Source organism: Paenibacillus phyllosphaerae (assembly GCF_014192105.1).
Classification (GTDB): domain Bacteria; phylum Bacillota; class Bacilli; order Paenibacillales; family Paenibacillaceae; genus Paenibacillus_Z; species Paenibacillus_Z phyllosphaerae.
The window spans coordinates 200,233-226,932 of sequence record NZ_JACHXK010000008.1; the positions used below are offsets into that span (position 1 = coordinate 200,233).

Annotated in this window: 19 protein-coding genes and 1 pseudogene; 16 read left to right on the forward strand and 4 right to left on the reverse strand. The window is 54.0% G+C overall.

Annotated elements, in window-relative coordinates:
* Positions 1-47: 47 nt before the first annotated feature.
* Positions 48-932 (reverse strand): helix-turn-helix transcriptional regulator, encoded by an 885-nt coding sequence (locus FHS18_RS18515; protein WP_183601581.1) that lies wholly within the window; start codon positions 930-932, stop codon positions 48-50.
* A 190-nt stretch (positions 933-1,122) separates the two neighbouring features.
* Between FHS18_RS18515 and FHS18_RS18520 the strand changes: the two genes are divergently transcribed.
* From FHS18_RS18520 to FHS18_RS18570, 11 genes are all read left to right on the forward strand, one after another.
* Entirely contained in the window at positions 1,123-1,902 is a 780-nt protein-coding gene (locus tag FHS18_RS18520; protein WP_183601582.1) for an SDR family NAD(P)-dependent oxidoreductase, read from the forward strand.
* 54 nt (positions 1,903-1,956) lie between these two features.
* A complete protein-coding gene (locus FHS18_RS18525; protein WP_183601583.1) occupies positions 1,957-3,054 on the forward strand; it encodes a mandelate racemase/muconate lactonizing enzyme family protein in 1,098 nt (365 codons plus the stop codon).
* Positions 3,055-3,057: 3 nt separating this feature from the next.
* The gene (locus FHS18_RS18530) at positions 3,058-5,358 is read left to right on the forward strand and encodes a glycoside hydrolase family 95 protein (RefSeq protein WP_183601584.1); all 2,301 of its coding nucleotides are present in this window, start codon (positions 3,058-3,060) and stop codon (positions 5,356-5,358) included.
* Positions 5,359-5,495: 137 nt separating this feature from the next.
* Positions 5,496-7,781: a helix-turn-helix domain-containing protein gene (locus FHS18_RS18535; protein WP_183601585.1), complete on the forward strand. Its 2,286-nt coding sequence runs from the start codon at positions 5,496-5,498 to the stop codon at positions 7,779-7,781.
* A 16-nt stretch (positions 7,782-7,797) separates the two neighbouring features.
* On the forward strand, positions 7,798-9,450 hold the full coding sequence (locus tag FHS18_RS18540; protein ID WP_183601586.1) for an extracellular solute-binding protein: 1,653 nt from the start codon (positions 7,798-7,800) through the stop codon (positions 9,448-9,450).
* A gap of 679 nt (positions 9,451-10,129) precedes the next feature.
* The gene (locus FHS18_RS18545; protein ID WP_343060576.1) at positions 10,130-11,023 is read left to right on the forward strand and encodes an ABC transporter permease; all 894 of its coding nucleotides are present in this window, start codon (positions 10,130-10,132) and stop codon (positions 11,021-11,023) included.
* 17 nt (positions 11,024-11,040) lie between these two features.
* Entirely contained in the window at positions 11,041-11,937 is an 897-nt protein-coding gene (locus tag FHS18_RS18550) for a carbohydrate ABC transporter permease (RefSeq protein WP_183601588.1), read from the forward strand.
* Between the two features lie 107 nt (positions 11,938-12,044).
* The gene (locus FHS18_RS18555) at positions 12,045-13,745 is read left to right on the forward strand and encodes an extracellular solute-binding protein (RefSeq protein ID WP_409348560.1); all 1,701 of its coding nucleotides are present in this window, start codon (positions 12,045-12,047) and stop codon (positions 13,743-13,745) included.
* Positions 13,746-13,915: 170 nt separating this feature from the next.
* Positions 13,916-18,502, forward strand: coding sequence for a X2-like carbohydrate binding domain-containing protein (locus FHS18_RS18560; RefSeq protein ID WP_183601590.1), 4,587 nt, complete (start codon positions 13,916-13,918; stop codon positions 18,500-18,502).
* Between the two features lie 215 nt (positions 18,503-18,717).
* On the forward strand, positions 18,718-18,924 hold the full coding sequence (locus FHS18_RS18565; protein ID WP_183601591.1) for a hypothetical protein: 207 nt from the start codon (positions 18,718-18,720) through the stop codon (positions 18,922-18,924).
* Positions 18,925-19,111: 187 nt separating this feature from the next.
* A complete protein-coding gene (locus FHS18_RS18570) occupies positions 19,112-19,708 on the forward strand; it encodes a DUF1349 domain-containing protein (protein ID WP_183601592.1) in 597 nt (198 codons plus the stop codon).
* Between the two features lie 49 nt (positions 19,709-19,757).
* Here the strand turns inward: FHS18_RS18570 and desA are convergent, their stop codons facing one another.
* Positions 19,758-20,765 carry a Delta(5) desaturase DesA gene (gene desA / locus FHS18_RS18575; protein WP_183601593.1) on the reverse strand — a complete coding sequence of 336 codons (1,008 nt, stop codon included), beginning with the start codon at positions 20,763-20,765 and terminating at the stop codon, positions 19,758-19,760.
* A gap of 281 nt (positions 20,766-21,046) precedes the next feature.
* Here desA and FHS18_RS18580 point away from each other — a divergent pair, with 281 nt between their 5' ends.
* The 3 genes and pseudogenes from FHS18_RS18580 to FHS18_RS35425 form a co-directional block, all read left to right on the forward strand.
* A complete protein-coding gene (locus FHS18_RS18580; protein WP_183601594.1) occupies positions 21,047-21,277 on the forward strand; it encodes a hypothetical protein in 231 nt (76 codons plus the stop codon).
* Between the two features lie 131 nt (positions 21,278-21,408).
* Complete coding sequence (locus tag FHS18_RS18585; RefSeq protein ID WP_183601595.1) at positions 21,409-21,774, forward strand: GNAT family N-acetyltransferase; 366 nt, start codon at positions 21,409-21,411, stop codon at positions 21,772-21,774.
* Positions 21,768-21,869 (forward strand): annotated as a pseudogene (locus tag FHS18_RS35425) (VOC family protein); the annotation flags it as partial. The gene FHS18_RS18585 and the pseudogene FHS18_RS35425, both read left to right, overlap by 7 nt.
* Before the next feature lie 119 nt (positions 21,870-21,988).
* Here FHS18_RS35425 and FHS18_RS18590 read toward each other — a convergent pair.
* Together FHS18_RS18590 and FHS18_RS18595 are read right to left on the reverse strand one after the other, a co-directional pair.
* A complete protein-coding gene (locus tag FHS18_RS18590; RefSeq protein ID WP_183601596.1) occupies positions 21,989-22,768 on the reverse strand; it encodes an alpha/beta hydrolase in 780 nt (259 codons plus the stop codon).
* Between the two features lie 55 nt (positions 22,769-22,823).
* The gene (locus FHS18_RS18595; RefSeq protein ID WP_183601597.1) at positions 22,824-23,741 is read right to left on the reverse strand and encodes a COX15/CtaA family protein; all 918 of its coding nucleotides are present in this window, start codon (positions 23,739-23,741) and stop codon (positions 22,824-22,826) included.
* 157 nt (positions 23,742-23,898) lie between these two features.
* Here FHS18_RS18595 and FHS18_RS18600 point away from each other — a divergent pair, with 157 nt between their 5' ends.
* Both FHS18_RS18600 and FHS18_RS18605 read left to right on the forward strand, forming a co-directional pair.
* On the forward strand, positions 23,899-24,516 hold the full coding sequence (locus tag FHS18_RS18600; protein WP_183601598.1) for a TetR/AcrR family transcriptional regulator: 618 nt from the start codon (positions 23,899-23,901) through the stop codon (positions 24,514-24,516).
* A gap of 278 nt (positions 24,517-24,794) precedes the next feature.
* Positions 24,795-26,552, forward strand: a complete 1,758-nt coding sequence (locus FHS18_RS18605; RefSeq protein ID WP_183601599.1) for a methyl-accepting chemotaxis protein — start codon at positions 24,795-24,797, stop codon at positions 26,550-26,552.
* The last annotated feature ends 148 nt before the right edge of the window (positions 26,553-26,700 follow it).

Sequence of the window (26,700 nt, forward strand, 5' to 3'; positions counted from 1 at the left end):
AAGAGATGGCAATGGGACGGCCTCTTTTTTATTCTTAAACATATTGTCTATCTTTGAATCATGCTCCCATCCTGCTTCATCTGCGGATGCAACCGGAACTGTTTCGGACTTACGCCATAATACGCCGTAAAGTGTCGGGTGAACGGATGGATGGACGGATAGCCCAGCCGCTCGGCGATGGCGGTAATGCTTAGGTCGCTTTCTTGAATCAGGTTCGCCGCACGGCGCATCCACAGCCGGTGCTGGTAAGCCTTCGGCGTCATGCCGGTCTCGCGGAGGAACAGCTCATGGAAGTAGGTTCGCTTCAATCCGCATTTGCCCCACCAATGCTCTAGCGGTTCGCGTTGCTCGGGATGCTGCTCCAACTGCTCGAGAAGACGTACGATCCGATAATCGCGAGGGGTGCGGGTATGGACAGCGTTATACCAACTCAGCATCCAGGCATACATCAAGGCATTGACCATCTCCTGACGATAGTCCCGCATTTCGTTGTTTTGTTTGACCATATGAAGGAAGGCATCGTAGAGGTGCGGATGCTGCTGCAGCGAGAAGACCCCTGGCAAGCTGTCGAGCTCCGAACAAGGCAACGCGAGCGACAGCTCCGGAAGTCGAAACGGCTGCGGGGCATAGATGAACGTGCGATGGCGCGAGACAGGCGTTCCCGTATCCCACATATCGCAGTACAGGTTATGCGAGGACAGCGGATGCGCGGGCGAAATGTGAAAAGCGTGGGGCTGCCCCGGCCGAAGAAAGATGAGCGTGCGCCGCTCGATCGGAAAGCGCTGCCCGTCGATCTCCATCTCCCCGGGTCCGTCGGTAAAAAGATGAAACGCATAGACGCTGCAGACGCGCAGATGTTCATTGGAGCTGCCGTCATAGAGATAAGGCATCGTATCGCCGACATATGGCGACAGTTCGGCTATGGTTTTCAAGCGGGGATCGCCTCCAATTCGGGGAATGGATTCTATATGACATTACCGGATGAATCGTCAAATTTATGGATGCGCTAACAAATACGAATCATTAGGAACATGATACGATAGGTGCAACCGAATGAAAAGAAAGGAATTGGCAAGAACGTCAGACGAATAGGAATCACGCGCAGGGAGAGGGGGGAAACCCTTGCAATTCAAGGATCAAGTCGTCATCGTGACCGGCGGTGGTTCCGGGATCGGCGAAGTTGCCGCGTATCGTTTTGCAACGGAAGGAGCCTATATCGTCATCGCGGATCGGGATGAAGCGGGAGGCAATCGAGTCGCGGAGCGGATGAATGAACAATTCGATGACTCGGACTTGCCCGTTCGCGCCATCGCTGTGCGCACGGATGTGGCAAGCGAGACGGACGTGAAGAGCATGCTGGGACGCACGATCGCAACGTTCGGCAGGCTGGACGTGCTGCTCAACAATGCGGCGATCATTCATCCCGGATCCATTGAGCAGATCGAAGCAATGGACTTTCAACGGCTGTTGGATGTGAATCTGAAAGGCGTCTTCCTCACCATCAAGCATGCTATCCCTTATCTGAGGCGGACGCAAGGGTCGATCGTCAACGTGGCGTCGCTCGGCGGGCTTACCGGACAAGCGAACAATCCGATTTATACCGCATCCAAAGGCGCGGTCATCGCGATGTCCAAGTCGCTCGCGCTCGACTTCGCCCAAGACGGCGTACGCATTAATTGCGTCTGCCCAGCAGGCGTTCGTACCCCGCTATTAGAGGCTTGGACGGAGCAACAACCAGATCCTGGACGAACCCGGCAGCTGCTGGGCGAGATGCATCCGCTCGGCCGGCTCGCCGAACCGGAGGAGGTGGCCGACGCCGTGCTTTATTTGGCGAGCCGCCGAGCTTCCTTCATAACGGGAGTCGCGCTGCCCATCGAAGGCGGCGCTTCGTTAGGTTATTGAATTCGGGACTGGCCATGTCCCGTTACGATTACGCGCGAGAGGAGCTTGAAGGAAATGATCATTACCAAAGTCGAAACATTCGTCCTGCACGTGCCGATCACGCCTCCCATTACGGATGCGATCAACGCCGCTTCCCACTGGGGCTTGTCCGGCGTCAACATACATACCGACGAAGGCATTGTCGGCTGCGGATATACGGGGACTTGCGCGCACGGCGACGACATGATCGTCGACACGATCGAGCGATACTATGCACCGGAGCTGATTGGCAAGGATCCGTTCATGGTCAAGGAGCTGTGGGATTCGCTCCGATATGGCAAGATGCATTGGATCGGCAGGGCCGGTATCACCCATATGGCGCTTGCCGCCGTAGATATTGCGCTCTGGGATATTATGGCAAAAGCGGCGAACAGGCCGCTATGGCAGTATCTAGGCGGACATAAGAGCAAGGGCATCAAGGCTTATAACACGAATGGCGGCTGGCTGAATTGGTCGACCGACCGGCTGCTGAAGGATGTCACCGAGATTGTGGAGCAAGGCTTCACGGGCGTGAAGATCAAAGTCGGCAAACCCGACCCGCATGAAGATTATGAACGGGTGAAAGCGGTGCGCCAAGCGATCGGCGACCAGACGCTGTTCATGATCGACGTCAACCAGCAATGGAACGTCAACACGGCGATGACATGGGGCAAACGGCTGGAGGAATTTAATCTGTTCTGGCTCGAGGAGCCGCTCAATCCCGACGATATCATGGGGCACAAGAAGCTGGCCGATGCCTTGAACGTCCCGATCGCGATCGGCGAGCATGTCTATACGAAACATGCGTTCCGGGACTATATTCACGCCGGAGCGATCGAATATTGCCAAGTCGACGTAACCCGCGTAGCGGGAATTACGGAATGGCTTCAAGTTGCGGGGTTAGCCGCCGCTTACGATATCCCGCTCTGCCCGCATGTCGGGGAGATGGGGCAGATTCATCAGCATTTGGTCGCGTCTACGCCTGGCGCGTTCATGCTCGAATACATCCCTTGGATTCGCCATATTTTCGAAGAACCGGCGACCGTCAAGGACGGGTTCTACGTGCTGCCTGAGCGGCCGGGCGCGTCGACGGACATCATTCCACACTACTTTAACGAATATCGGGTGAGATAAACGATGAGATTATGGTACGACACGCAAGCAGATCATTGGAAGCAAGGGCTGCCTCTCGGCAATGGCAGGTTAGGCACCGTCGTCTATGGCGGAATCGCTCGTGAAACCTGGAGTTTATCCGAAATTACGTATTGGTCCGGCAAGGAGGAACGTACGCCTGCGGATTCGAAAGGGAAGGAAGATTTATCCGCGATGAGAGAGCTGTTCTTCGCCGGCAAATACGCGGAAGGCGAGGCGATCGCAAGCCGGGTTCTGCAAGCGGATAAGCAGAATTTCGGCACGAACATATCGTTGTGCGACGTGCAACTTTCATTGGACGGAGAAGGAGAGAGCTTCGAGCGCGAGCTGAATCTCGATGAATCGGTCTATCGCGCAACGAGCATGGAAGGGAAAGCGGTTAACCGCGAGGTCTTCGCTTCACATGCCGATAACGTCATCGCTGCTCGTCTGTGGAACGATGAACCGGGCGGCACTTCGTTCACGCTCCGGCTGGAAGGACGGACGACACGCTTCGCCGTTGAAACGAATGGCGCAGGAAGACTCGTATTCACCGGTCAAGCCGTCGAGACGATGCACAGCAACGGCGAATGCGGCGTCATGTGCCGCGGCGCGATTCAAGTCGTGACGAGCAACGGGACGGTCAGCACAGAAGGCGATACGATTCGGGTCACGGGCGCCGATGAAGCATGGATCTACTGCGCGGCGGCTACGGATTACCGGGCGGCGGACGATTCGTGGCAGAATGAGGCATTGCTTACGATCGGGCAAGCCGCGGACAAAGGTTATGAGCGTCTTCGCGCCAACCATATGGAGGATTATCGTTCGCTATATACCAGAGTCGAAGCGGATTTCGGCGGCTCCAATGCGGACTCGCTTCCGCTCGACGAACGGATCCGGCAGCTTGCCGCAGACGGGGACGATCCGCAACTGTTCGCGCTATTCTTCCAATACGGGCGGTATCTGATGATTGCCGGCTCACGTTCGGATTCGCCGCTTCCGCTCCATCTGCAAGGAATATGGAACGACGGGGAAGCGAACCGGATGGCATGGAGCTGCGATTATCATCTCGACGTGAATACGGAGATGAATTATTATCCCGCGGAAGCGGCAAACCTGGCGGAATGCCATAAGCCGCTCTTGAGGTACATTCAACATTTGGCTCAGGCGGGAGAAGCAACGGCTTCGGACTTCTATGGGTGCGAAGGGTGGACGGCTCACGTGTTCTCGAACGCCTGGGGATTCTCCGCGCCGGGATGGTATTTCTCTTGGGGATTGAACGTGACGGGTGGTCTGTGGATCGCAAGCCAGTTGCGCGATCATTATGAATTCGGACTGGATGATGAATTCCTGCGCGGGCAGGCTTATCCGGTGTTGAAAGAAGCGGCGAGGTTCTTCCTCGATTATATGGTCATCCATCCGGAAAAGGGCTGGCTCGTGACCGGTCCATCGAACTCGCCGGAGAACAGCTTCCACGTGCAGGGCAATCGCGATGCCAGCCATGCGTTATCCATGGGTCCGACGATGGATCAGTCGCTCATTCGCGCGCTGTTTACGTTCTTGCTGGAAGTCAGCGAACGTGTAGGCGAAGAGCAAGAGTTCCGGGAGAAACTGTCTGCCGCGATCGCGCTGCTGCCGCCGCTGCAGATCGGTCTTAACGGTCAACTGCAGGAGTGGCTGGAGGATTATGAGGAAGCGCAGCCGGACCATCGGCATATCTCGCACCTATATGGCCTGTATCCCGGCAATGAGATATCTCCGAACCGCACGCCAGCACTTAGTCAGGCTTCCCGCGTAACGCTGCAGGCGCGCAAACGGGAAGACGGCTTCGAAGACGTCGAATTCACGCTCGCCCAATTCGCGGCCAGCTATGCGAGACTGCATGACGGGGAATCCGCATACGAACATTTGTCATACCTAATCGGCGAACTATGCTTCGATAATCTGCTCACCTATTCGAAGGCAGGCATTGCGGGCGCCGAGACGAATATCTTCGTTGCGGACGGCAATTTCGGCGGAACTTCCGCGATCGCGGAGATGCTGTTGCAAAGCCATGCAGGCGAGATTCATCTGCTCCCGGCGCTGCCAAGCAAGTGGGCCAGCGGCAGCGTAAAAGGACTTCGGGCAAGAGGAAATGCGGAGGTCGATATCGTCTGGCGGGATGGCGAGCTGGTCGATGCCGTAGTCAAGGCATACTCAAGTGTGGACACCCAGCTTCGTTACGGAGACCGCGTCATCCCGATCTCGCTCACACCAGGCGGTTCCTATAGCTGGAAGGCAAGCGCGACGGTGCAGGAAGGACGATAAGATTCGTGCAGGCAACTACAGGTCAACTGTAGTTGTCTTTTCCGTTTTACCGGGCGGCGGGTGATGAATATTCCGATTGCGCAAGGCTTTACTGGCAATATATAGTAAGCTTGAGAGAGGAATGAGGGGGAGTGCCAGTGGCGAAGGATTCCACAATTTTTCGCGGATTCTTGATCTCGTATATCGTGATTCTGATCATCCCGAGCATAGCCGGGTATATGTCTTACCGGACATCGATCTCGGTAACGCAGTCCATCTCCATCGAGAACAGCGTCACGCAGCTGCAGAAGAGCCAGCAGATGCTCGAGCGGCGGATGGCCGAGGTAGAAGGCTTCACTAGACAGCTCGCGCTCAATCAGGATCTCTATGTGCTTATGAACGAGAAGAAGCCGGCCAGCAACGAGAATGTGTACGGCATCTGGAAAATCATGAAGGAAGTCATGGTGTTCGGCCAGACGAACGATTTTCTCAAAAATTACTACATCTATCTGCATAACTATAATGTCGTCCTGACGCCTGGCTCCGCCTACTTTAGGCCCGAGCATTACTACGAGAACGCGCATTACCGCGATATGTCGCTTCAAGACTGGCAGACGAACATTCTCGGCCGCACGCATAGCCGCGAGATGATGCCGCTTACCCCGTTTATTACGAACGGAGGGGAAACATCCGTCATTTCGTATTTGCAATCGCTTCCATTAGACAGCTTCGGGGACGAAGCGCCTGCGACCGTCGTGATCCTCATCGATCAGAAAACCGTGGCAAGCCTGTTGACCGGCGTACGGGAGCGTTACGGCGGATGGACCTATGTGAGCGATTCGGAAGGGCATGCCATCAGCACGCAAGGCATCGAACCGGCGGCCATTGACGCGATGAACAGCGATGCCGGATTCGACGAAGGCAAGCAAAGCCAATTCTTCGGCGACGATCTGGTCATTACGATCCGTTCGGACTCGAACGGTTGGGTATATCGCGCCGGCATTCCCCGCGATGTGCTCATGAAGAACGCGAACGTCATCAAGTCGATCACATGGACGGTGACCGGCGCCGCCCTCGTCATCGGGCTTGGCATCGGTTGGGTGCTATCCCGCCGCAACAGCGCGCCGATTCACCGGCTGCTGGGCATGATGCGGGAGCAGTTCGGCAAGGAAGCGCCAGCCGGGACGAACGCATACGATTTTCTGCAAGGGAATATATCCAGCATGATCACGAACAGCAGATGGCTCGAGACGGAGCTTGAACGTCAGCTGCCTTTGATCCGCGACGCTTTCTTGAAACGTCTGCTTGCCGGAGAGTTCCAGTCGCGGGAGGAGATCCATGCGGCGGCCGAGCAGGCGGACCTTGACGATACTCCTACTTGCGGCTATGTCGGCATTCTTCGGATTCATGGCTACGCCGGCATGGAATCGGTTGAAGTGCTCCATGAGCTGAATACGGCCAGGCTGCTGCTGAAACAAAACTTGCGAGAGTTACTGCCGCATATTCTGTTGACGGATCTTAGCTCTGATCGGGTCGTCGCCATCGTGACGATCGAGGATGAGGCGAGCGGCAAGGCAGGCTTGGCGCAAATGATGGAGCCCTTCGTCGCTTCCATGTTCGGCGAATACAAAATTTCGATTGACGGCGCGTTCGGTTCATTCTTCACTTCGGAGATGGAAGTAAGCCGTTCGTATGAGCAAGCGAAGGAGACAATGTCCCACGCGGAGTATTGGCAGCGCAAAGGATTCTTCTGGCATGACGATATCCGTCAGGAAAGCGCTACGTATTATTATCCGCTGGAGATGGAACTTCGTCTGATCAGCACGATACGCGCCGGGGAAGCGGAAGAAGCGAAGCGGATTATGCGATCGGTCATTCAACAGAATACCGAGCAGCGCGAATTGTCGCCGGAGATGGCCGGCCAATTGATCGTGGAAGTGAAGGGAACGCTGCTTAAGCTGCTCGATCAGAAGACGATTATGGAATCGCCGCATTTTGAAGCCGTCAAGGAACGGATTCTGGCCGTTGCGCTGCATGACTCCATTCCGGGCATGGAAGCCGAGCTGCTCGACATTAGCGAGACACTGTGCGGCATGATAGTGAGCAAGAAGCAGGATCTTCACAGCCAGACGGTCGAGCAGATCAAGCAATACATTGCCGCCCATTATTCCGATGCGGAGTTAACGCTCTATCGGATTGCCGAGCAGGTGGAACGGCCGGAGAAATATATTTCGACGTTGTTCAAAGACGTCACGGGGACGAATCTATCCGACCATCTGGAGAATGTGCGCATGGATCAGGCTGCGGAATTGTTGAAACGTTCTTCGGTGACGGTCGATGAGATTGCCGCAAGCGTCGGATATAACAGCTCCCATTCCTTCCGGCGCGCATTCAAGCGAGTGACCGGCGTATCGCCGAGCGTATATCGGCAATCCTTCCAGTAGACATCGGAGGTGGACCATGAACCGGAATTGGATGACGTGCGCTGCCTTGCTCGTCGTCGTCGCTGTACTGCTCAATAGTTGCGCGGAATCGCCGGCGAACTCACCGGAGCAAGGAACACTCTCAGAGGCCCCGGTGCCCATTCATGTATTCGCGCTGCAGGATGCGAGGCAGAACTTGGAGACGAGCTCGTTCACGCTCGATCTGGAGCAGAAGTATAACGTGAAATTCCAGTGGGAGACATATCCGTACGAAGGGGCCAAAGAGAAGCGTCAAATTTCGATCGCAAGCGGGAATTATCCGGACACGTACATGTTGACGGCATACATCGATCAATTCTCCAAGTCCGACGTGATGCGATATGGGAAGCAGGGGATATTCCTGCCGCTTAATGAGTTGATTGACGACTATGCGCCTCACATTAAAGCGGCATTCGAACAGAATGAGACGTTGCGCGCGCTAAATACCGCTCCTGACGGCCGGATCTATGGGCTGGTCAGTTATAGCGATTGCTTCCACTGTTCTTATCCGAACAAAATGTGGCTGAATACCGACTGGTTAGCGAAGCTCGGGCTTGAGATGCCGACAACGACGGAAGCGTTCAAACAAGTACTCAAAGCTTTCAAGACGCAGGATCCGAACGGGAACGGCCTGCGAGACGAAATTCCGCTCAGCGGATCGACCGAGGATTTCGGGGTACGCATCATGCCGTTCCTGATGAATGGCTTCATCTATGATGACGACCGTAATTATATGCGATTGTCTGGCGGGAAAGTCGAATCTGTGGCGACCACGCAGCAATGGCGCGAAGGGTTGGCGTATATCCGCTCGCTGTATGAAGAAGGGCTCATCGATCCCGGTGCCTTCACCCAGAGTGCCGATGCGTTCCGTCGTCTCGGCGATAACAGCGGGGATGAAATCCTCGGGGCCGGAGCAGCCATGCATCCGGACATCTTCGTCTCCGGCGACAATGGAAGCGGGCGATCCCGCCATTACAACACGGTGCCGCCTCTGACCGGACCCTATGCGAGTTACGCGGTGCACAATGAGGGAGGCATCGTCCCCGGCGCCAAATTCGTCATTACGAATAAAGCGTCGAGGGAAGCGCAGATTGCCCTGATCCGGATGGTCGATTACACCTACACGACGGAGGGGCAGATTCACGCGGAGTCTGGGACCGAAGGTATCGGCTGGCGCAAACCGGAGCCGGGCGAGCGTGCGCTGGGTGAAGGAACCGCGCCTCAGGTCGCGTTCCTCTCGCCAGAAGCTGGCGAAGCGCCGAACAACACGGGTTGGATCGGAACGGGACACTTCTATATGCCGCGCTCGTATCGGGAAAGCTGGGTGCAGGGCGATGATATTTATGCCCCGAATGGCTACGAGCGACGGCTTCAGGAAGCAACCCGGCTATATGCCGGACATGAGCCGAAGGAGATTTTCCCGTATTGGATGATCTGGGTTGATGAACAAGCTTCGCCAGAAGCAAGCGTCCTCGCGACGAATCTGAAGAGCTACATCGACCAGAGCGCGCTGCAGTTCATCACGGGCCAGCGCAGTCTAGACACGGGTTGGGAACGGTATGTGGAAGAGCTCGAGCAGATGGGATTGTCCAAGTATGTCGGGATTATGCAAAAAGGATACGATGCGTATATGGAACAGCAGGGGAAGTAGGGGGTGCGAGTACACAGGTGTAAGCGTTCGGGATTAGCGAGTGTTACAGGTAGCGGAATAGGTACTTCTTTACTTGGATGAAGTACGACGTACGCTGAGAAGAACACAACAAAAATGATTGTAAGCTTGCAAAGTCGAGATACTCGACGGCGCAAGCTTTTTTACTTTGTAGTGAAGTTAGCGTGTCCACAAAGTGGACGTCAAGCGAGAGTCAGCACGCAATGCGCATCAAGCGCATAACGCCCAGGTCACCTCCCAAGGCATCAACGCCGCGAACGAAGCTCGGCCAAGAGCTTTGTACCTTCGAGCGGAAGAGGTACACTTCCGCTCCGCAGGGTACAAAAGCGGTCCACCGCCGAAAGGACAGATCGAAGACGGCCGCGTAACAACTTCGCCTATTCTGGGTGTCCAGAGGGCCGGGGCCCTTGGAATCCCCTGGCGAGGGGACTTAGGGGTGGTAAATAGCGAGGGGGAAGGGGGAGGGGAATCCTCATATGTACGCCCATATCCCGAAGTGTACCTACCCGAGCAGCGCCGATTACCGCTAATATCGTGGTGTGGAAGCGTTATCATGCAAGGTTGCGAACGTACTTTGGGAGGGATTGCTCTGAATGCAGAAATCGTAGCGGAGAAACCGGTACAGGGGACTCGGCCGTCGCGCCGCCGTTCCGGTACAGCCATCCGCAGCTTCAAAAAACATTGGCAGCTCTATTTGCTCGTCTTGCCGCCAGTCTTGTTCTTCCTCATCTTCAAATACTACCCGATGCTCAATGCCGTCCTTGCCTTCAAAGACTACAACGTCATCAAAGGCATATGGGGAAGCCCTTGGGTAGGGATGAGGAACTTCCGGCTCTTCTTCGAGAACCCGATCTTCTGGGATCTGATCAAGAACACGATCTTCTTAAGCGGCTACCTGCTGCTGGCGGGATTCCCGATCCCGCTCTTGCTTGCGCTCATGCTCAATGAAGTGCGCAGCGGCAAGTTCAAGCGACTCGTGCAGATGGTTACCTTCGCGCCGTATTTTATCTCCACGGTCGTCATGGTCTCCATGATTATGCTTTTCCTGGCGCCGAGATTGGGATTCGTGAACGTGCTCTTGAATAACATGGGTCTCGATTCGATCAACTTCCTTGGCGAGCCAGGCATGTTCCGATCCATCTATGTCTGGTCGGATATTTGGCAGACGGCCGGATACACCGCGGTCATCTACCTCGCCGCGCTATCGGGGATTGATCCGACGCTCTATGAGGCGGCGAAGGTGGATGGGGCATCGCGTGCCCAGAAAATTTTCCACGTCGATCTGCCGGGCATCCTGCCTACGATCGTCATCGTCCTCATTCTGAACGTTGGCAACGTGATGGCGATCGGCTTCGAGAAGGTGTATCTGCTGCAGAACCCGCTGAACCTTGTCAATTCGGAGATTATCTCCACCTACGTCTACAGCATCGGACTGTTGAACGCCAATTACAGCTTCGCGACGGCGGTGGGCTTGTTCAATTCGGTCATTAACTTGATCCTGCTCGTGCTGGTGAACAGTCTCGCCAAGCGATTTTCCAACAATAGTCTGTGGTAGAAGGAGCGTAAGTGCCCATGGCAACGATGAAAAGAACGATCAGGGAGTCCTCGGGCGACCGGCTCTTCATGATCGTCGTGTATACGATATTGACGCTTGTGCTGATCGCGGTGATCTATCCGCTGATCTACATCGTGAGCAGCTCGATCAGCTCGCCGCAGGCCGTCACTTCGGGGAAAGTGTGGCTGTGGCCGGTCGATATCTCGTTCCAAGGTTTCAAGACGCTGCTGGCCACTCCTCAGATTATTACCGGCTACGGCAACTCGCTGTTCTATACAGCGGTCGGGACGTTCATCAGCGTCGCGTTGACGGTCATGATCGCGTATCCGCTCTCGCGCAAAACGTTCTTCGGACGCAATGCGCTCATGATGCTCATCACCTTCACGATGATTTTCAGCGGCGGCCTCATTCCGACCTATATGGTCGTCAAAGAGCTGCATATGATCGACACGCGCTGGGCGCTGCTTATCCCGAACGCCATCTGGGTATGGCAGGTCATCATCGCCCGCTCGTTCTTCCTCTCTTCGATTCCGGAGGAGCTGATCGAAGCGAGCGAGATGGACGGCTGCAGCGATCTTCGCTTCATCTGGAGCGTCGTCCTTCCGTTATCGAAGCCGATCCTGGCCGTACTCGTGCTGATGTATGCCGTAGGCCAGTGGAATGCGTATTTCGACGCGCTCATCTATCTGAAATCAGCCGACCTGTTCCCGCTGCAGCTTGTCCTGCGCAGTATCATCATCCAGAACAACAGCTCGGGATTGATGGACGCGATGAAGATGGTCGAGCGCCAACAGCTTGCGGAGCTGCTCAAGTACGCCTTGATCGTCGTCGCCACGCTGCCGGTGCTTATCATTTATCCGTTCGTGCAGCGGTATTTCGTCCAAGGGATGCTCGTCGGTTCGGTGAAAGGCTGATCCGGTTACTGTCACTGCTTGAAAGGGGAGATGGCTATTTAGATGGGGGTCAGATCGGCGAGATGAATCAACCTGCAGACAAATTTAGCGAAGAGGGAGCGATTCACGTGAACAAAAGATTAGGCAGCGTATTAGCCATGATCGTCGCAGCGGGGCTGCTGTTGTCCGCTTGTTCGGGCAACAACGGAGGAAACAACGGGACGAACAACGCACCAACCAATAACGGCGCACAGACAGAAGGGACCACCACGGAAGGCCAGACGTCGGAAGGCAGCAGCGAGCCGGTGCCGGTCAAGGTTTTCTCGATCCAGGAGACGAACATCGATCTGCCGACGAACAAATTCACGGCCTTCATCGAAGAGAAATTCAATCTGAAGATCGATTGGGAGCTCAACCCATCGGACGGCGCCAAAGAGAAACGCCAAATCTCGCTCGCCAGCGGCGACTATCCGGACGCCTATATTCTGCCGCAATATATCGATCAGTTCTCGCAGGCGGATGTGCTCAAATACGGCAAGCAAGGCGTTCTGGTTCCGCTTAATGACCTGATCGATCAATACGCGCCGAATATCAAAGCGGCCATGGAAGCCCATCCGGACCTCAAAGCCTACAGCACCGCGCCGGACGGCAACATCTACGGCCTCATCGCTTACACGCAATGTTTCCACTGCTCGTATCCGAACAAGATGTGGCTGAACACCAAGTGGCTCGACAAACTCGGCCTCGAAATGCCGAAGACGACCGACGATTTCAAAAAAGTGCTCCAAGCGTTCAAAACGCAAGATCCGAACGGCAACGGCAAGGCGGACGAAGTACCGCTCTCCGGTTCGATCGAAGACTTCGGCGTTCGCGTCATTCCGTTCCTGATGAACGGCTTCGTGTACGACGACGACCGGAACTATCTGAACCTGACGAACGGCAAGGTAGAATCCGCCGCGATCAAGCCAGAGTGGAAGGAAGGCCTTGCTTATGTCAAATCGCTCTATGACGAGAAACTGATCGATCCTGGCGCGTTCACGCAGAATGCGGAAGCGTTCAAAAAAATCGGCGAGAACGGCGACGCGCAGATTCTCGGCGCAGGAGCGGGCATGCACCCAGCCATCTTCGTCAATATCGACAAAGGCAACAAGTACTCGGCGGATTACAATCCGGTACCGCCGTTGACTGGCCCTCACGGTCAATTCGCCACGCATGACGGCGGCGGCGTCATTCCTGGCGCGAAATTCGTCATTACGAACAAAGCCAGCAAGGAAGCGCAGATCGCGCTCATCAAGATGGCTGATTATATGTTCACGCCGGAAGGGCAGACCAATGGCGCTTCAGGGCTCGAAGGCATCGATTGGGAGAAACCGGGTCCGGACGACAAGGCGCTCGGCGAGAACGTAGAAGCGAAGTTCAAGCCGATTCCTGCCGTCGAAGGCGAAGCGCCGCGCAACGCAGGCTGGAGCGGCGTAGCCCACTTCTATATGCCGAAAGAATACCGCGACAGCTACGTGCAAGCGACGGACATCTATGATCCGTCCGGTTACGAGCGGCGCCTATACAACGCAACGCTGCTGTACGAAGGCAAAGAACCGCAAGAGCTGTTCCCGCTCTGGTCGATCTGGCTCGATCCGACCGAGACGGATGAAGCAAGCATGCTACAGACCAATATCAAGAACTATATTGAGCAGAATGCGCTGCAGTTCGTCACCGGCAACAAAGATCTGAACAAAGACTGGGACAGCTACGTGCAAGGCTTGCAAGATCTGAAGTTGGACCGTTACCTCGAAATTTTGCAAAAAGCGTACGATTCGTCGAGCAAATAATGCATAGCGGTTCCTGAAACACCGCTATACGGCTGATCGGCATGTAGACCCGACTCAGCGTTTGCTCGCATCAGCTTCAAGGGTGGCTGAACATCCATTTCAGCCGCCTTAGTCGCTGAGTTCGCATCCGATTGTTGAAAGCGTTGTTACTATTCGACAAGGAGAGGTGTATGGTGAACCAAGCGATTAGAAAATCATGGATGGCGCTGCTAATGGCAGCCATCGTCATCGGACAATTCGGCTTCGTACCGAAGCAGCAGGTTGCCGAGGCGGCCGATAACGGTTTGGCACAGAAACCTTATATGGGCTGGAGCACGTTCAGCTTACAGGTATACGACGGTCCGTCCGGCTGGACGTCAGCGGCGAAGATCAAGGAGCAATCCGATGCGATGCATGAGAAGCTGCAGGCGCACGGCTACGAATATATCAACATCGATGCGGGCTGGAATGGCAGCATGGACGAATACGGACGTCCGATCCCGAGCACGACGTTATACCCGAACGGTTTCCAGGAAGTGATCGATTACGTCCACAATAACGGCCAGAAGATCGGTATCTACATGATCCCGGGCTTGTCGCCGCAAGCTTATGAAGCGGACTTGCCGATCTACAACGCGCCAGGGTGCAGCATGAAAGATATCGCCGCTCAACCGCTCCGTTACGGTGACTATTGGAACATCGGCTACAAGATCGATTTTCAATCGGAAAGCTCGCGGGATTGCGCGCAAGCTTATATCGATTCCTTGGCAGAGATGATCGCGTCGTGGGGAATCGACTTTCTGAAATACGACAGCGTAACGCCGGGCTCGGGACACAACAATACGTCGATCGATGCGCGCGACGACGTCGCCGCATGGTCGAAGGCTTTGGCGAAACAGGATCATAAGATCTGGTTCGAGCTCTCCTGGGCGCTCGATCACAATTACATCGATTTCTGGAAGGAACACGCCAACGGCTGGCGGGTGAATTGGGACGTTGAATCGTATGATCCGAAAGTCGGCATGACGCAATGGGCGAACATTGCCCGATTGTTCCCGGATGCCGCGCTCTGGTGGCGGGATGCCGGACCGGGCGGATGGAACGACTTCGACTCGCTCAATATCGGCAACGGCATGATGAACGGACTGACGAAGGATGAGCGGCAGACCGCGATGACGCTATGGGCCATGTCATCGGCGCAGCTGTATACGGGCGACGATCTGACGAAGCTGGACGATTACGGCTTGTCGCTGTTGACCAATGACGAGGTTATCGCCGTCAATCAGGCGGGGCGTCCGGCGCATCCGGTATCGATGGAGACGAATCAGCAGGTATGGTATGCCAACAATGGCGATGGCACGTACACGGTTGCCTTGTTCAATCTGGGCACGAAGAGCACGAACGTCACCGTCAATTGGAGCGATATCGGATTGAGCGGCGAAGCGGCCGTCCGGGATCTGTGGAGCCATAAGAATCTCGGTTCGTTCAAGACGGGCTACACCGCCGAGCAACTTGAGCCGCATGCATCCCGCCTGTTCAAGGTGACGGCGAAGAACGGTACGTCCAGCGTGAACGACGACGATACCGGGATGAGATACACCGGCGACTGGGTCCGTAATGGCGGACACGAGCAGACGGCAGGATCGCAGGAATTGGAACTGACGATCAAGGATTCGAGCACGCAAGAGGCTGTGAACTCGATTGCAGTGGAAGAAGCTTCTCAACCATTCATAATCGAGCCCGCCGAATCTGATTCTACGGAAGCGGTCGATGCGAACGCGAACGCAACTGATACTGATACGGAAACGTCGGATACGTCGGAAGCGTCGGAAGCGTCGGCAACAGTAGAAACCGCGCTCATTAACGACGATAATGCTGCCATCGTCTATACCGGAAATTGGGGGCATAGCACGAATCGCAGCTTCGGCGACTATCAGCAGGACGTTCATTACACGCAGACCGAAGGAGATGACTTCAGCTATACGTTCACGGGCACCGGTATCGAAATTATGACCGAGAAGGACGCTTCGCAGGGCAGCATGGAGATCTACCTGGACGGCCAACTACAGGAGACAGTGGACACTTCGAGTACGGGCGAGAGGCTCGTGCAGCAGACGGTCTTCAGCCGACAAGATCTGAATGACGGCGAGCACACGATCAAGGCGGTCAAAAAATCAAATAACGGCGATGACTACATGCTGCTCGATGCGCTCAGAGTGACGACCGGCCCTACTGAGCAAAGCAGCGCGATCGCACCGCAAACCGCCAATTTCGATCTGAAAACGTCGGCTCAAGCCGATGTACACACTGTTCTCACCCTGAATGGGAATACGTTGACCGGTATTGCCAACAAGGGAGCAGGATTGACCGAAGGGGTCGACTACTCGGTCCAAGATGATGTCGTTGCGATCAGCAAAGCTTATTTGGCAGCGCAGCCGTTAGGCACGATGACGCTAACGTTCACCTTCAGCGCAGGCGAAGCGCAGACGCTTAAGGTCACGATCATCAATTCAACATCCAACGGCAGCCGATACATGAACATCAACAACGACGATCCGGCGATTCTGTACAACGGCTCTTGGTCGCGGAACTCGGGCAGAGGGATCGGCGACTACAAGGACGACGTACAATTCACCGAGAAGAACGGCGATTGGTTCCAATATGCGTTCCAGGGAACCGGCATCAAACTGATTACCGAGATGGATGAATCGCAAGGCGAGATGGATATTTACATCGACGGCGAGTTCAAGGGTACGGTCGACACTCATCATGACGGGCGGCTCACGCTGCAAACCGTCTACGAGATTTCAGGCTTAACGAACAGTCAGCACACGATCAAGGCGGTGAAAAAATCTGGCACGTTCATGCTGCTCGACATGCTTCAGGTGCAGATTCCATCGTTGATTGATCCGGCCACGGCGGAATTTGACAAGAATCCGTCCGCGCAGTCCGATCTGAACGTGACCTTGCTCGGCGATGCCGGGAATTTCAGCGGCATAACGAATGGTACGAGCACGCTTGTCCTAGGAACCGATTACACGGCGTCCGGCGGGACTGTCACGATCAGCAAGTCGTATCTGGCTTCCTTGTCGAACGGCGAAGCGAAGCTGACGTTCCATTTTGAAGGGGATCATGGGGAAGATGTCCATGCTACGGGGACGAACGGCGACTATTTCACATACACGTTCAAAGGTACCGGGGCTGCGCTCTATATGCCGACCGGTCCGCAGCAAGGCGAAGTGGAAGTTTATGTGGACGGCGAATTGAAGCAGACGATCCATACTTCTGCGGAAGTGCGCACCGTTCAACAGCGGTTGTTCGAGATCAGCGGGCTGAGCGACAAATTCCACACGATCAAGGCGGTGAAAAAATCCGGCGCGCTCATGCTCGTCGATCAGATCGTCTATGAAGTCGGATCAGCATCCGTCGTCAATCCGTCGCCTGGGTCGCCATCGACTTCGATACCGCCAAGCAGCGGCAGCGGCGAAGCAATCTATGGCACTGTTGGCGGAGCGGGATCAGCCAATAACTCCGATGCGCTCCAACTGCCGATTACCCGCACGACTCAAGCGGACGGGTCGAAGAAAGATACCGTTACGCTGACCAAGGAATTAACCGTCAATGCGATACAGAAGCTGACGGCGGCTGGGCTTGCCGAAGTCGTGATTTCGATCCCGGACGGGAAGAAGGAAGTTGCGGAGACGAAAGTTACGCTGGCGAAGGAAGCGGTTCAGACGATCACGCAAGCGAAGCTGGATCTTCGAATCGATACGGTGAATGCGTCGGTATTGATCCCGAATGAATCCTTATCGGGCGTACAAGAGGATGTCACGTTCACTTTTACGCCGGTTCGAGACGCGGGGAAGCAGGATCAGTTGGCTAGCCGTTCCAACGCGGCAAGCATCGTCATCGCGGCAGCTGACGGGCAAGAAGTAACGCTCATCGGCCAGCCGATTGCCATCGAGACGAACTTGCAACACCGCGAAGTCAGCGTAATACTCCCGCTGGATCCGGCGGCGCTCGAATACGATAAGCTTGGCGTCTATATCGAGCACAGCGACGGCACGACGGCATTCGTGCAAGGCACGATCGTGGAATGGCAAGGCGGCAAGGGGCTGCAAGTTAACGTAGACCATTTCAGCACGTTCGCTGCTATTGGGTTCGACGCAGCACAGGCAATTCGTCACGCCGCTTATATGAAAGGTGTTGCCGGTGATCTATTCAAGCCGGAACAAACGCTGACACGCGCCGAGATGGCGACGATTCTGTCGCGCGTTGCTGACGCTAAGGCCGCCGTCGCGAATCGAACGTACAGCGACGTGGCGGACAGCCATTGGGCTGCCGAGGCAATCGCAGCCGTTACTGGGCAAGGGCTGATGCAAGGTTTCGCGGATGGAACATTCCGCCCGAGCGCACCGATCAGCCGCGCCGAGATGGCTGCTGTTGCAGCGAAGCTCCTTACGGGCGAGCAGAAGGAAGGAGCCGGATTCTCGGATATTCAAGGCAGCTGGGCTGAACAAGCGATCTTGTCGGTTCAAGGCGCAGGCGTCATCCAAGGCTATGCGGACGGTACGTTCCGGCCGCAGCAGCTGTTAACGCGGGCGGAAGCTGTCGTAATCATCAATCGGGCATTGGGCAGAGGTCCGCTGTCCGGAGTGGTGGAGCAGATCTGGGCAGATGTACCAACTACGCACTGGGCATTCGCGGACATTGCCGAAGCCTCCTTGGATCATCAATCCACGGTAGGCGAGCAGGGCGGAGAGACCATCGTTCGTTAGTTTTTCGTTCATCCTTTCATGGGCCCTTACCGAGTATTGTCTCGGGAGGGCTCTTTTTCCTAACAGAGTAAATCCGGAAGTATTCACTGTATGATTTAACCATCGCTGCTGGACAATAACGGGTATAGAATTCAAGGAGGTCCCTTCGCTATGGCCGATGCCCTAAAACAACCCGGCTACCGATATCACGAGCCGCGAAGAAGCTAATATAACAGGTGCAAGATTCGGCGAACGAGGTGCAGCATAATGTGGAACAGATTGTCGGATTCGTGGCGAAGATGGGGGAAGGATCCAAACGTATCGATTCGGCTGTCGCGAAAAGCCAAGCGCAGATTGCGAATGCGTTGACCGAATTCCAGACAATCGAAGACGCCGTGCGGAATTTGCACGAGAGAGCGACTACGTTTGCTTCTATTTTGTAAGCACAGAATACTCGACAAGTAGCGAATCTGCTTCTCCATACGTGGGACATTGACCCTAACACAACAGTGGTAGGGTTTTTAAGTTATCTATCTTTGTTAAGGCAAACTTGGATTTTAGTAGATTCGTCAACTATACTAGAGAACATAGGCTATACTTCCAAAAAATACCTTGCGAGGAGAGGATGAAATGATCGACAACTTATTGGCCGGCGAGGAAAGAGCAAAGTTTCAATGGATAAATGAGCCTGAATTCTGGCAGGTTACCGAAGACGGAGGAGTAGTCATTGAAGCGCCGCCATCGGCAGACTTCTTCCAAGATCCAGCAGGCAAGCATATTGCGAACTCCGCCCCGTTTTTTTATTTTCAGGCTGACCATTCGTTCGAGCTGACCACGCGTCTGCACGTTGATATGCAGCATATTTACGATTCAGGCTGTCTGATGCTGATGTCGGATGAGCTGAATTGGGCGAAGCTGTGCTTTGAATTCAACGGAAAGCATCCTACGATCGTGTCCGTTGTGACGAGAGACGGTTCCTCGGACGATTGCAATTCGGAGCGCGTTACGTGTGAACGTCCATACCTTCGGATAACAAAAGCGGGCAAACTGATTACGTTCGCGTATTCAGAGGATGCGGTAGAGTGGAAGCTAATCCGGTACTTCGGAATGAACTTCCCGACGCCGCTAATGGCTGGCGTCGTTGCTCAATCGCCGAAGGGGACAGGGACTCGCGTTCAATTCGATTACTTGCAAGTCGCAACCCCTGACGCCGAGGAGCGGTTCTGAGCTGCAAGCAAAATAAAAGGCTGATGAGCGCTCATCAGCCTTTTATTTATTATGCAGTTGCTTTTTTATTTTTCAGATAACGGTAGCCGACGAATCGCTTGGCCTTATCATCCCACAGCCGGTATTGAAGCGACTTCAAGCTTAAACGAATGCCGATGGCCGGTACGGCTTTCAGTAACTCGTTGCTCTCATGGAGCTTCTGCAAGGAGTAATTGGTCGCTTGCGGCACCAAATGGTGAATATGGTGGAAGCCGATATTACCCGTCATCCACTGCAGAATCCGCGGCAGCTTATAATAGGAGCTCCCTTCCACTGCAGCCTTGACGTATTCCCATTCTTGGGCCCATTCGAAGTAGGTGTCCTCGAATTGATGCTGAACATAGAAAAGCCAAATCCCGGCCATGCCGGACAAGTATAGAATCGGCCCGTAAACGAGCAGGACTTCCTTCCAACCGAGCGTCAAACAAAGGACAGCCATCAGGAGCACGATTGCCACATTGGTCAAATACGTGTTGAAGCGCTCCTTGCGCTTGGCGTTCTTCCGGTTCATCCTGTAAGCGACCAAGAAAATATAGATCGGGCCCAGACCGAACATGACAAGGGGGTTGCGGTACAAGCGATAACCCAGTCGTCCCCATCGCGAAAGCGCAGCGTATTCGTCTGTCGTCAGGGTCCAGATATCACCCGTACCTCTGCGGGACAAATTCCCGCTCGTAGCATGATGAATAGCATGCTCATTCTTCCATTGCTCATAAGGGAAGAAGGTGAGAATCCCTGTTATCGTCCCGATGATTGCGTTGACCTTCTTACTGGAGAAGTACGATAGATGGCAGCAATCATGGAAAATAATGAAAATCCGGATCAAAAAACCGGCAGCCGGAATCGCGAGCGCAAGCGTGAGCCATACCGAGATCGTCAGACTGTGATAAGCCAAATACCACAGCGCGATAAATGGCACGATACTGTTGATCATCTGCCACACGCTTTTCCTCCAGTCGGATTTTCCGTGAGCAGCCAAGTCCATCTTCAAGCGATTAAGGTTTTCAAGTGATTTCATTCATTTCCCCTTTTCTCAGCACCTACCAAACTCAGGACATTAAGGTCAAAGAGAAAGCGGGTCTGCCGCGTGATCTCGACGATCCAGATTCATAAGTGGGAGATGACGTGTATACTGCTGTGTGTATCTTACCACGCTTTCCATTGTCGAACCAGAATGGTCTCATCATAGATAGCCATATTCCAATAAAAAAGGGAGAAAAGACACCAAATTGTCGAACAGTTACGATCTGGAAATGTTATTCCAGTCCGGAACATACAATTCCCTAGGAGATGATGCGGATGCGAACCAGATCGAAAAGGGATATTATAGCGCTTTTCTTAGCAATCCTAGCCGTTCATATGTATATAATCGGTTTGACGACGGGCTTCATTAATCTATTCGTTATTTCGGCCATTGATTCAATCACGGCATTTATTCTCGGTATTGTGACGAAGAGCAATTACGGTCACGGTGGAGCCGTTATCGGAATATTGATTTTCCTGACTTCCCTGTTCTCCTTACTGACCTGAGACGAACTACGAGTTGCGCCTATCTGTATCGCAGAAGATGATTCCCTGAGCAACAGGGGTCATCTTTTTTATTGCCCAAGAAGGCCTGTGATATAACGCTCAATAGCATATTTGTGGGAGATGGTTCACACATGTCAGAGCAACGCGTATACATCCGGTTTCCGGAAGAGTCGGATGCTTCAGAATTGGCAGCCATGTACGAGCGTAACAGGGCGCTCTTCGAGCAATTCTCGCCAAGCAATCCGGAGGACTATTATACCGAGGAGCACCAGCTCCAATCAATTAGGAAGAGCAAGGCCGACATGGCGGAAGACCGGAGATATAGTTTCGTCGTCTGCCACCGTGAGGATGACCGGATAATTGGCAGTATCGGTTTGTCCTTTGTTGTTAGGGGAGCGCTGCAGAGCTGCATGATCGGCTACAATCTGGACCAAGCCTATAACGGCAAGGGCTATATAACAGATGCGGTGTCAGGAGGAACGCCTATGAAGGCATGACAGAAGAGACCTTCGGTAACGGAAGGAAGGCACTACAGTTCGGAACTCAAAAAATCAATCTGCACGAAACTGGAAACGAATTCGAACCTCGGTCTATATTCGGGACCCGGATAACAATCTCATCGAACGGTCGCAGTATCAACGGTAGACTGTTCGTTCCTATAACAAGATAAGCCAGCAAGGCGGGAATGCCTTGCTGGCTTGTCAATTATATTTATGGAATCAGCTTGGCAACCCAATCTTCAATAGCTGCTGCCGTCGTTTCGGTCTGTTCTTGCTCGGACACCGTCGGCTCCTGGTCGCCTTTTTGCATGCCATACGATCCGAACTGGCCGTGATTTCCTCCGTCGATCTGCACGTAGACGGTATCCTCAGGCAAATTCGTCTTCGAACTCTCCCAAGCTTCCGTGTTAAGAACCGCATCGTTGGTTCCCGTAATCTGCAGGGCGGAGAGATCCGTATCTCGGATTGCTCCACCATCATCCGCATAGGATGCCAGGAAGAATACGCCTTGAATCTGATCCGTATGCGCAGCGGCATATCTGGCCGCGAAGACGCCGCCTAGCGAATGTCCGCCAATGACGAATGACTCATCGGAATGGTCAGATATGAACGAACCCGCCTTATTCTGGCCGAACATCGCCAGATTGAGCGGCATATCCGCGACAAATACCCGATGTCCCGCTTCGGCAAGTTCACGCGCTAACGGCGAATAGCTCTCCGGTTCAACCAATCCGCCTGGATAAAAGATGATATTAGGCTGTTTGATCTTCTGGCCGTCTGCCGGTTCGAATTGGTAGCCATCCGTAATGTTCGTTACTTTCACCTGGCCGTCAGTCTGGAAGGCAGCTTCAGCCGTTGCAGAAGGCTGGTAAGTAATCGAATTCAGATAGACAAACCCCGCAATGACGATAATAAGGACAATTGCGCCTCCCCAAAGTAGAACCTTCTTCCATCTGCTTTTACGTGTTGGACGATTGGCATCAGCGTGCATAATTATCCGCTCCTTTATTCTTGATGTAATGCTCGCGCGTGGATGTCGAAGTTCCCTAAGCGGCCGCTGGCTTGCTTAACCGCCATACCAGATAGCTCATATAAGATAGGACTCCGAACAGGATGGCAATGCTGGTTACGTGAGCCAATACGACGAACATATACACTTCCGGACGTCCCATGGTTACCATTAAGCTTGCGCCAGATAGGACTTGGAACAGGATAAGCGTAATCGATAAATATCCAAGAATGCGGAATTCACGAATATGTCCATAGTAGCGGAACAGATAGTAGCAGAGGACGGCAATGAGCACAACGAGCAAGTAACCCGCTAACCGGTGGAAAAAGGCAATGCCGACGCTGCCCGTCAATTCCGGTACGATCTCGCCGTTGCAAAGCGGGAATCCGGCGCATGCGCCCGCAGAATCCGTATGGCTGACGAACGCTCCGGTATAGACGACGATATACGAATAGATGGCCGTCGCCCAGACGAGGATACGGAACCCTTTACGAATGCGCGGCATGTGCTGATAGGCCGCTAGACCTCCTAAACGCTCTTCTTGCCTTGCCCCAAGACTTGTCATTAATGAGCTGGCAAGCGAGATAAAGGCAAAGCCCAAATGCAAGGCCATAATCGGCGGCGATTGGGTGAAGACGACAGCCAGCGCTCCCATGGCGCCTTGAATGGTGACGAAAATGACCGTTAAGACGGAAAATAAAACCAAATCCTTACGTTTGGTCTTGTACACGAGAAAGAGGACCAGCGTAAGGACGGCCAATATGCCGGCTGTCGAGCTGACAAGGCGGTGCGTGTACTCAATCACGGAAGCAAGCGTATGCGCAGGGACGAATTTACCATGGCATAACGGCCACTCACTCCCGCAGCCCAAGCCCGATTCGGTCCGGGTTACGACTCCTCCTCCGAATGTGGCAAGAAACATAAACAGCGTTGTCAAGTAGCTTAGTTTTTTCATTCCTTACGTTCCTTTCAGTTGGCAATCTTCGGCATTGAACGATGGGCGACGAGATGTTAAGCTTAAGCTTCACTAAATTATATTTACCGGTCAGTATAATTACAAGTCGGTTTTGATCCTAAAACGGCTTTGTCATAAAATGTTCATGGAGGTTATTATGGACAACAATACGAGCAGAATACGAGGCAGACCCAAACACGATACTTCGCGGGAACCGGTGCAGGATGTACTCCTCCGGACGGCTGCGAGGCTCTTTATGGAGAAAGGCTATGAACAGGTGTCTCTGGACCACATTGCCAGAGCTTGCAATGTTTCGAAACCCTCGATCTATTATCATTTTGCCAATAAGCCTGAGCTGTTCAAAGCCTCGGTTATCGCTTTGCTGAACATGGTCAATACGAAGACCGCCCATCTGCTGGATGAAGCGGGAGATCTGGAGAGCGGGCTGCTGAACGTAGCGGAGACAAGGCTTGCGAATCCGCATCCGGAATTCGAGATGATTATGAAGGAGGCGGCGAACTATCTAAGCCCGGATCAGCTGGAGTTGATCAGAGCCGCAGAGCAGCAAATCTATCATCTATTGGCCAGCCGCTTCAAACTTGCAATGGAGCAGGGGGAATTCCGAACCAACGATCCCATGCTGCTGGCACAGACCTTCTCTACTATGCTGCTGCTGGGCAATCGTCATGATACGAGGCAGCAATTCGCCTCGCCTTCTGATTTAGGCAAGCAAATCGTCGATTTGTTCTTGCATGGAGCAAGCTTCGCCAATTAATTCCGCATGCCATATGTTACGATTTCTTCCCAACCTAATGCGAGTGATGGAGCAGATTTGCCTGAACGAGGGCAGCTGCTCCTTTTTGGGTTGGAGTTGCATGATTGCCGGCGATTATATCGGTGTTGGAATCAAGAATAGGTGACTTTCACTAATAAATAAAAAGAAATAGTCCGATAGTCTAAGTATTAGAAGGAAAAACGTCGTTGTGTGTCGAAAAATAACCGAAATATGTCAAATAACAATTGTGCTTTTCACTTGGGGAGGATTTTAGACACATGATTGCTTGGTTTCGCACGCGGCTGATCGCCCGCATCCTGATTGTCTTGACGACAGTCGTTCTGCTGATCATCGCTGGTAACAGCGTGATTCAGCTGTTGAACACCAAATCTGCTGTACAGGAAGCCATTAGCAATTACAACATGGACATTGCCGAGAATTACGTTACGCAGATCGACGTGAACCAGTATGCGGAGTTCGTGAAAGATCCGCAGGAGAACGAGCTTTATTGGGAGCTTCGAGATCAGCTCGATCGTTTTCGTCTGTCGATCGGCGCTTTTTATGTCTATTTTGTCCAAATCCAAATCGACCAGCCGCCGCTGCTCTTGATCGACGGCCGACCGAAAGGGGATCCGCTTGCCTCTCCGTTGAATGAGGAGACCGATATGCCGCAAGAGGCAGTCGATCTTGTGTTAAGCGGCGACCGCGCCAGCTCCGATCTGATCGAGAATCCGGAGTACGGCGATTATATCTCCGCTTTCGTCCCGGTCAAGGATGCTGCCGGGAACGTCATCGGCGCCATGGGGATCGATACCGATGCAAGCGTATTCAGCAACCTGACCGAAGAGGTCATTCGCAAGAGCCTCCCGCTCTATGCGATCGTGCTCGTGTTCGCGCTTGCCGCACTAGCTCTTATTCTATGGTTCGTCTCGCGCGCCCTTCGTCCATTGCAGACCATTACCGGGAGCGCCAACCTGATGGCAGGCGGTGAGCTTGCCGCTGCGCATACCTTGCTCGTACAGCAGCCGGTGAAATCCAAGGATGAGATCGGTACGGCTTATGCGGCCATGATGCAAATGTCCATGCATTTGAACGACCGCGTAAGGGGAATCGTGCAGCGGGTCAGCGTCACTTCGGATACGCTGGTCGCTTCGTCGACGGAATTCCAGGACCACGCCAGCGAAATGCTGAAGATGAGCGAGACGGTCAGCCGGTCGATTAAACACATCTACGATGGCGCATATGCGCAGACGCAGAGCGCGCAGGACAATGCGATGGCGATGGAGGAGATGGCTCAGGGCATCATTCGGATCTCGGTCTCCTCGTCAGCGGTTTCCGAAGCTGCGATTCAAGCGCTGGCCAAAGCGGAAAGCGGCAAATCCGCCATTCATCATATGAACGAACAAATGAGGGGGATTTCGGAGTCGGCCGGCCATACGCTGACCATGGCGCATCAGCTTAAGGGCTACACGGGGCAGATCGAGGGCGCGCTGAGTTCCATTCGCGATTTTGCCGATCAGACGAAGCTGCTTGCCTTGAATGCATCCATAGAGGCGGCCCGAGCAGGAGAACACGGACGAGGGTTTACGATCGTTGCGACAGAAGTCCGAAAGTTAGCGGAAGGTTCGGCTTCCTCGGTCGAACAGATTACAGCGCTGCTCGTCCATGTTGCGCGGGAATCCGCGCGCATCAGCGATCAGATGGACGCAGCGGCTCGCGAAATCCGCGAAGGCACGCAATTGTCCGATGAGGCGGAGAGCGCATTCACGCAGGCGGTCACTTCGTTCCGGCTCGTGACCGATCAGATTATGGAAGTGTCGGCAACGGTAGAAGAGCTGACTGCAGGTTCCGAAGAGGTTGCCGCGACCGTGAGCAGTATGGCCGGCATTGCCAGCGAAGTGTCCGGGCAAACCCAGAGCATTCAGGAGCTGACCTCCATCCAGCTACAGAAGATGAAGCAAATCCAGGAAGGCTCCGAAGCGCTGAGCGACCGGACAGCCGAGATGCGGGAAGCGCTCCAGCAGGTGAAGGTCTAAGCGTAGGCTTGGAACTTCCCGGTTGAAAGATAAGGCAGAAGAAAAGGCAGGTTTGCTCGCGCTGAGCAGACCTGTTTTTTTGCCTGATTATTAATTAAATATTAGATTGATTCTGGGGCGATCAATAATATTTATATAGCTCCATCGA